Genomic DNA, 7,603 nt, shown 5'->3' on the forward strand with positions numbered 1-7,603 from the left:
GTGCTTTACTGTAACCTGAATGCTTTTCTCTCTTGTCCATTCTGTCAATGTGTATAAAGAAATTCCTATAATCCTTTCTATGATTGGAGAATAAACAAATGCTACAAGTTGCTAAAAATGTTTGAGTCGGAGGAGTTGCCTATACGATTTTGGGGGGCCTATCCTCTCTGCCTGTTAATGTATGGAAAATATAAGGATACTTTTTTCTGATAGATACCTATTTACTATGTTTTATGTACTTTTGCGTTCAGAAAATAGCAATTAGATAGTAGTTTCATGACTAAAACTATTCGAATAAAGAAGGGACTTTCCATTAATCTAAAAGGAAAGGCTCCCTTAGATAATTTGCCTGCTCTAAAAAAGAGTAGTGTCTATGGCTTAGTTCCAGATGATTATCAAGGGATTATCCCTAAGGTTTTGGTTAAGGTCGGAGATGTGGTAAAAGCCGGAGAACCTCTCTTCTGCCACAAAAAGTATCCAGAAATGCTTTTTACCTCACCTGTAAGTGGAGAGGTGACAGCTGTAGAAAGAGGAGAGAAACGCAAGTTACTTAGTATACAGGTCGCTCCTTCGGCAGAAATGGAGTACAAGGAGTATGCCGTCCTTCCTTCGTTTGGAGATCGTAAAGCTCTTCTTAACCTTCTTTTGTCTTCTGGTATGTGGTCTTTTTTCAAACAGAGACCTTATGATATAATAGCCAATCCCGAAGAACTTCCACGAGATATTTTTGTAACAGCTGTACTAACTGCGCCTTTAGCTCCAGATGTAGATTACCTACTTAAAGGTGCTGAAAATGACCTTACTACAGCTTTACAGGCTTTGACTTCCCTAACAGATGGTACAGTTTACTTAGGTGTTCAGAAAAACTCAAGATTATCTCAGATTTCTGTCAAGGGAGTGGAGGTTGTACTAGTAGAGGGGCCTCACCCTGCAGGTTGTGTAGGCACTCAGATTAATTACATTCGCCCCATTAACAAGGGAGAGGTAGTTTGGACGCTTAAAGTAACAGACCTTCTGATTATAGGTCGCTTTTTACGTACGGGTAAGGTAGATTACACTAGAACTATTGCTGTAACAGGCTCTGATGCTGCATTGCGTGGCTATGTGTCGTTATTGCCTGGATGTCGTGTAGAAGAGGTTTTTGGAGCCAATTTAACAGTTAAGAAAGAGCATGAGCGTATTATTAACGGTGATGTGCTTACTGGTGTTCAGCTCTCTCAAGAACGTCCTTTCGCATCGCTCAATATTGATCAGATAACAGTTATTCCAGAAGGAGATGATATTGATGAGATGTTTGGCTGGATTGCTCCTCGTTTCAATCAGTTTAGTATAAGTCGCTTGTATATGAGCTGGTTACAGAAAGGTAAGGAGTACGCTTTAGATGCTCGTGTAAAAGGGGGAGAGCGTGCTATGATTATGAGTAACGAGTTTCATAGAGTATTCCCATTGGATATTTATCCAGAGCAGCTTTTGAAGGCTATTATTGCTTTCGACATTGACAAAATGGAAGCTTTGGGTATCTACGAAGTGGCACCCGAAGACTTTGCTCTCTGTGAGTTTGTGGACTCTTCTAAGCAGGAGCTACAGTATATAGTGCGAAAAGGTCTTGACCTTCTATATAAAGAGATGAATTGATAAATACCCTCGAATACAGATTATGAAAATTTTCTTTGATAAATATCGCTCTGCTTTTACCAAAGGGGGGAAGTTGCATGCGTTCCATTCCGTTTTTGAAGGTATGGAGACTTTTATGTATGTTCCTAATACAACATCGAAAAGAGGGGTACATATTCATGATGCTAACGACTCAAAGCGTACAATGATTTTTGTTGTAATAGCTTTGATCCCTGCGCTTCTATTTGGTATGTACAATATAGGTTATCAACACTACCTATCCATTGGAGAGTTGGCTTCTCATACTTGGGGAGCTTTGTTCCTATATGGTTTATTGGCGGTTCTTCCCAAGTTGATCGTTACTTATGCAGTTGGCTTAGGGATAGAGTTTACTGTAGCTCAGTGGAAAAATGAGGAGATACAGGAAGGGTTCTTGGTATCAGGTTTTCTTATCCCCATGATTGTCCCAGTAGATACGCCTCTTTGGATGATTGCCGTGGCAACAGCTTTTTCAGTTGTGTTTGCCAAGGAAGTATTTGGAGGTACTGGATACAATATCTTTAATGTCGCATTGGTGGCACGTGCTGTTCTTTTCTTTGCCTATCCTTCGGCAATGAGTGGTGACAGTGTTTTTGTGCGTACGGTAGATACCTTTGGATTAGGTGGAGGGATTGTTGTAGATGGCTATTCTGGAGCCACTCCGCTCGGACAAATTGCTACAGCCGGTAAGGAATTGCCTATTATTACCAACATTGTGGGAGAAACCTCTTCTCTTTGGGATGCCTTTATAGGACTCATCCTGGTTCTATTGGGGAAGTTTCTACGCTCGCTATTTTGATTGGAGCCGTTATTCTCTTGGTAACAGGTGTTGCGAGTTGGAAGATTATGTTTTCAGGTATTATTGGAGCTACTCTTATGGCTTTGCTGTTTAATCTTATCGGTACTACAGCATCTATGCAGATGTCTCCTTTGATGCACTTCCTCTATGGAGGCTTTGCTTTCGGTCTTGTTTTTATGGCTACCGACCTGTAACGTCAGCACGTACCGAAACAGGGAAATGGATTTATGGATTTTTAGTGGGTCTGCTATGTGTATTTATTCGCGTACTCAATCCAGGATATCCAGAGGGAATGATGCTTGCTATATTGCTCATGAATGTCTTTGCTCCTCTGATTGATTATTTTGTAGTTGATGCTAATGTAAGAAAAAGAGCCAGTAGAGCTAAACTGCTACAGACAAATAAATAATGATAGGAATGTATTGTTATGAATAGAGAAGGTAATACTTATACTATACTATATGCAGCCATTATGGTTGTTTTGGTGGCTGTAGCATTGGCTTTGACATCTCAGCTTTTGAAAAACTTTAAGCAAGAGAATGTAAGGGTGGATAAAATGGAGCAAATACTTCGTTCCCTTAACATTGTTGTCTCTAACAAGACAGAGGTGGCTAAAACATATAGAGCTATCATAAAAAAAGAGTTGCTTGTCAATGAGAAAGGAGAGGTGGTAAGTTCTTTTGAAGGGAATGATTTAGCTGCTAATAATGCTTTTAATATGAATACTGCCAATCAGTTCAAAAGCATATCTTCAGGCTCTGAGTATATTCTACCCTTATATGTTGCAGAGGTTGATGGCAATCAAAAATTTGTTCTTCCTATGAATGGGAATGGTTTGTGGGGAGCTATTTGGGGCTATCTTGCTTTGGATGCCGATGCCAATACGATTTTTGGGAGCGATTTTGGCCATGCTGGCGAAACCCCCGGTCTTGGAGCAGAAATTGCCACTGAACATTTTGCAAAAAGTTTTGTCGGGAAGCATATTGCCAATGCATCGGGGCAAGTAATAGGTGTTGCTGTCGTGAAAGGAGGCAAGTCTGTAGATGAGCGCGAGTTCGTCGATGGTATTTCGGGCGGAACACTTACTAGTAACGGAGTTGATGAAATGATTTCATACTGCCTCAAACAGTATACCCCTTACCTAACAAAGAGTGCAAATCAAGAATAAAACTGAACGTACACTACTATGGCTAATACGAAAATGAAGGAGGTCTTTTGGGGACCTATCGGAAATAATAACCCTGTCTTGGTTCAAGTATTGGGTATATGTTCTGCTCTTGCGGTTACATCTCAGTTGAAACCCGCTTTGGTTATGGGGCTCTCTGTGATAGTAGTTCTTGCTTTTGCAAATGTTATTATCTCTTTGTTACGCAATACGATTCCAAATCGAATTCGTATTATCGTGCAGTTGGTGGTTGTAGCTACTCTTGTTACTATTGTTAATGAGGTGTTGAAGGCTTTTGCCTATGATGTTAGTAAGCAACTTTCTGTTTATGTGGGGTTGATTATTACCAACTGTATTCTTATGGGACGTTTGGAGGCTTTTGCTTTGAATAATAAACCTTGGCCCTCTTTTGTCGATGGGGTAGCCAATGGAGCTGGGTATGCCATTGTTTTGATGATAATAGCCTTCTTTCGAGAGTTTTTGGGAGCAGGCAAGGTTATGGGGATAACTATTATACCTCAATCATTCTATGAGACTGGATACCAAAATTTTGGTCTTATGAACATGGCGCCTATGGCTCTCATAATAATGGCTTGTATTGTGTGGATACAGCGTGCTCGAAATAAACAATTACAAGAGGATTAATTCCTTAGACTAAACGAACAATACGAATATGGATTACCTAAGTCTCTTTTTTAGATCCATCTTTATAGATAATATGATTTTTGCATATTATCTGGGAATGTGTTCTTATTTGGCTGTTTCTAAGAATGTGAAAACGGCATTTGGATTAGGCCTTGCTGTTACCTTTGTCCTTGTTTGTACCTTGCCTTTGAATTATATGCTCGAAAATTATGTGTTCAAAGAAGGGGCACTTGCCTGGGTGCATCCTTCCTTGGCAACGGCAGATCTTAGCTTTCTCTCTCTGATACTTTTTATTGCAATTATTGCCTCGTTTACTCAGTTGGTAGAGATGGTTGTAGAGCGTTATGCTCCTGCTCTTTATGCCTCCTTGGGTATCTTTTTGCCTTTGATTGCTGTAAACTGTGCTATCTTGGGAGGCTCTTTGTTTATGCAAACTCGAGATTTTGTTAATATCGGGCATGCTACTATATATGGTCTTGGCTCGGGTATTGGATGGTTGTTGGCCATTTTAGGTATGGCTGCCATTAGAGAGAAGTTGCAGTTTTCCAATATTCCTAAGCCACTCCGAGGGTATGGCATTGTGTTGATTGTGACCGGGCTTATGGGTTTAGCGTTTATGAGCTTCTCTGGTATTAAGTTGTAGTATACGAGACTAAGAAATTGGGATAGGACTTATCTAATTAAATTGTTGTGATGGAAATAAACTCTGTTATTATTATAGCAAGCGTAGTCATTTTCTTACTGATTACTTTAGTCTTAGTTATTGCTCTTCTTGTCGCTAAGAAGAAACTACTTCCCTCGGGCAATGCAACCATAAGAATAAATGATGAGCGAGATATAGAGGTACCTGTTGGAAGTACACTCCTTAATACACTCCAGAATAATGGGATTTTTCTATCTTCTGCTTGCGGTGGAGGTGGTAGCTGTGGACAGTGCCGTTGTCGAGTGATAGAAGGTGGCGGTGAGATTTTACCTACAGAAAAAGGTTTCTTTTCTCGTAAGGAACAAAAGGAACACTGGCGTTTAGGTTGTCAAACTAAGGTGAAAGAAGATCTCAAAATAGAAGTCCCTGAATCAGTTTTTGGTGTTAAAGAATGGGAGTGTGAGGTTATCTCAAATGCAAATGTTTCTACCTTTATAAAGGAGTTTGTTGTGCGTCTTCCGGAAGGAGAGAGTATGAACTTTAAGAGTGGTAGTTATGCTCAGATAAAGATACCTAAGTATCTCCTCTCTTTTAAAGATTACGATATTAGGGACAAAGAAGGGCAGGATCGTTTCCGCTCGGAGTGGGATAAGTTTGCTATGTGGGGACTTACTTCTCAGAATAATGAGGAGACAGTTCGTGCCTATTCAATGGCCAACTATCCTGCGGAGGGAAATATTATTACCCTTAATGTGCGTATTGCGACTCCTCCTATTGACCGTGCTACAAAAACATGGAAAGCGGGTGTTCCTTCTGGCATAGCTTCTTCTTATATCTTCTCTTTGAAACCTGGAGATAAGGTTACAATGAGCGGTCCTTATGGAGATTTTCATATCCACGAAGATAGCGATGCCGAAATGCTATATGTTGGAGGTGGGGCTGGTATGGCTCCCTTGAGGGCTCAGTTATTACACCTCTTCCGTACTGTAAAAACGGGTCGAAAAGTTTCTTATTGGTATGGAGCTCGCTCTAAGAGTGAGATTTTCTACGAAGAAGATTTTAGGGAGATTGAGCGCAATTTCCCGAACTTCCGTTTTGTAATAGCCTTGAGCGATCCTCGTCCAGAAGATAATTGGGATGGTGCAACAGGGTTTATCCATCAGGTTATCCATGACCAATATCTTAAGGATCATGATGCACCTGAAGACATAGAGTACTATATGTGTGGTCCAGGACCAATGTCCGATGCTGTTAATCGTATGTTAGAGAATCTTGGAGTGCCACGCGAGCAAGTTAATTTCGATGATTTTGGTGCCTAATAGAATACCTTAATACATAATGATATTACAAAAGAGAGGACTTTGATAGACCTCTCTTTTCTTTTTCAATGGGTTGTTTTTTACCTATCTCTGATACTTACCTAAAAAGCGTATAAGCTCCATTGTTCTTAGTTTTCTTTCTTCTTCAAAGTTAAGAACCAAAGAGGGTTACACATTTTTTCGGACACTGCCGAGAAGTTCACTATTGACTCTCTGCCTCAATCGACTTTTCCAAGAGAACTATAGGAGAGAATATATTTGCAAGAGGTGTTCCTTTGCCGTTCTCTTCCTTGTTCTGCTATGAATGAGTAACTTCGTGGCAAATTTCGTAACGTATAGCTTATGAGACAGAAATTTACTTTAATCACATTAGAGGTAAAAGACATTGACTTTCTATGAAGGCTTGGGCTGAAAGAAGTCGAAATATAGTCAGAAAAACTATGCCTTATACTTTGGGTGAAATGCTTTTGGAGTTATTCCTCTACAAAAATTGGAAAAAGACACTACGTTAAGTCTTCACTGGGTTGCTTTTTCGGGGCTGACCTAGAACTTAGATGGCTACCTGTTTGAGGTGACCTATAATCTGGTTTGAAAAATTGATAGTGAGAGAACCCTTGTCTTATAGGTTCGTGGAAAATTATGAGCAAAGAATGAACATTTGAGGAACTAACAATAAATAATTGCATGCAAATTAAAACTCATAATATAGACGGTGTAAAAGTGGCTGAAATTATAACCGACAAAATAATCTTAAGAACTACTGAAGACGGATTGGATTTGTTGGGAAACTTATATTATCAAGGCTTTGACAAAATCATTATTCACAAAAAGAATATCATACATGATTTTTTTGATTTAAAAACTAGAATAGCAGGGGATATACTTCAAAAATTCGTACAATACCAAATGCCTTTGATTATTGTTGGCGATTTTTCCGAATATAACAACAAGAGTCTCAACGACTTTATTTTTGAATGCAACAAAGGTAAACAAATCACCTTCATTAAAGACTTAAGCAACATCTTGTAGCCTTATTTTTTTCATAGGTTTTGCAGGGTTGCTTGCTCTTCGTTTTTTGTTGTCTCCCTTCATTTTTTCCTCCGATCGTGTGGAGTAGTGCTTTTCCCAAAGGTTGTCATTATGCTTGTCACGTCTATAGTAATACGGCAAGATATTCCCGTTGTACCGATTGTTCTTATTGATATGGAATTTTGAATCTACTAGTCATAGGTCTTAGGATGATTAAGGTTAAGTTTTTTGTGAAAGAGAGAAATCGCTTGCATCCGATTTGTGGGATACAGGGCTTGTCTTCATTGGCGACTTGAAAAGTAAAGATGTCAAAAACTTTTTTCTCTGTTTCTCCCTGTTTTTTCTTGTGA

At 39.4% G+C, this 7,603-nt stretch carries 7 protein-coding genes and 1 pseudogene; 7 read left to right on the top strand and 1 reads right to left on the bottom strand.

All coding sequences use genetic code 11. The features are described from left to right. Positions 1–276 precede the first annotated feature (276 nt). From JCM15907_RS08210 to JCM15907_RS08240, 7 genes and pseudogenes are all read left to right on the top strand, one after another. Positions 277–1,635, top strand: a complete 1,359-nt coding sequence (locus JCM15907_RS08210) for a Na(+)-translocating NADH-quinone reductase subunit A (protein WP_025843437.1) — start codon at positions 277–279, stop codon at positions 1,633–1,635. Between the two features lie 22 nt (positions 1,636–1,657). Continuing rightward, a pseudogene (gene nqrB, locus JCM15907_RS11490) lies at positions 1,658–2,861 on the top strand (NADH:ubiquinone reductase (Na(+)-transporting) subunit B). A gap of 18 nt (positions 2,862–2,879) precedes the next feature. Next, positions 2,880–3,620 (top strand): NADH:ubiquinone reductase (Na(+)-transporting) subunit C, encoded by a 741-nt coding sequence (gene nqrC / locus JCM15907_RS08220; protein WP_025843438.1) that lies wholly within the window; start codon positions 2,880–2,882, stop codon positions 3,618–3,620. A gap of 18 nt (positions 3,621–3,638) precedes the next feature. Beyond that, positions 3,639–4,262, top strand: a complete 624-nt coding sequence (locus JCM15907_RS08225) for an NADH:ubiquinone reductase (Na(+)-transporting) subunit D (protein ID WP_025843439.1) — start codon at positions 3,639–3,641, stop codon at positions 4,260–4,262. Positions 4,263–4,290: 28 nt separating this feature from the next. Continuing rightward, positions 4,291–4,905, top strand: coding sequence for an NADH:ubiquinone reductase (Na(+)-transporting) subunit E (gene nqrE, locus JCM15907_RS08230; protein WP_025843440.1), 615 nt, complete (start codon positions 4,291–4,293; stop codon positions 4,903–4,905). A gap of 50 nt (positions 4,906–4,955) precedes the next feature. Further along, positions 4,956–6,224, top strand: coding sequence for an NADH:ubiquinone reductase (Na(+)-transporting) subunit F (gene nqrF / locus JCM15907_RS08235; protein ID WP_036884836.1), 1,269 nt, complete (start codon positions 4,956–4,958; stop codon positions 6,222–6,224). Between the two features lie 684 nt (positions 6,225–6,908). Beyond that, positions 6,909–7,253 (top strand): DUF4180 domain-containing protein, encoded by a 345-nt coding sequence (locus tag JCM15907_RS08240; protein WP_025843442.1) that lies wholly within the window; start codon positions 6,909–6,911, stop codon positions 7,251–7,253. A 166-nt stretch (positions 7,254–7,419) separates the two neighbouring features. Here the strand turns inward: JCM15907_RS08240 and JCM15907_RS13205 are convergent. Continuing rightward, positions 7,420–7,603, bottom strand: a 184-nt coding sequence (locus JCM15907_RS13205) for a hypothetical protein (protein WP_206777362.1), incomplete at its 5' end; no start/stop codon positions are given.

This window comes from Porphyromonas gingivicanis JCM 15907 (assembly GCF_000614585.1).
Classification (GTDB): Bacteria; Bacteroidota; Bacteroidia; order Bacteroidales; family Porphyromonadaceae; genus Porphyromonas; species Porphyromonas gingivicanis.

What these genes read in the sequence shown, in the direction of transcription:
- JCM15907_RS08210 (WP_025843437.1), top strand. Translation starts at nt 277, where the DNA reads ATGACTAAAACTATTCGAATAAAGAAGGGACTTTCCATTAATCTAAAA.
- nqrC (WP_025843438.1), top strand. Translation starts at nt 2,880, where the DNA reads ATGAATAGAGAAGGTAATACTTATACTATACTATATGCAGCCATTATG.
- JCM15907_RS08225 (WP_025843439.1), top strand. Translation starts at nt 3,639, where the DNA reads ATGGCTAATACGAAAATGAAGGAGGTCTTTTGGGGACCTATCGGAAAT.
- nqrE (WP_025843440.1), top strand. Translation starts at nt 4,291, where the DNA reads ATGGATTACCTAAGTCTCTTTTTTAGATCCATCTTTATAGATAATATG.
- nqrF (WP_036884836.1), top strand. Translation starts at nt 4,956, where the DNA reads ATGGAAATAAACTCTGTTATTATTATAGCAAGCGTAGTCATTTTCTTA.
- JCM15907_RS08240 (WP_025843442.1), top strand. Translation starts at nt 6,909, where the DNA reads ATGCAAATTAAAACTCATAATATAGACGGTGTAAAAGTGGCTGAAATT.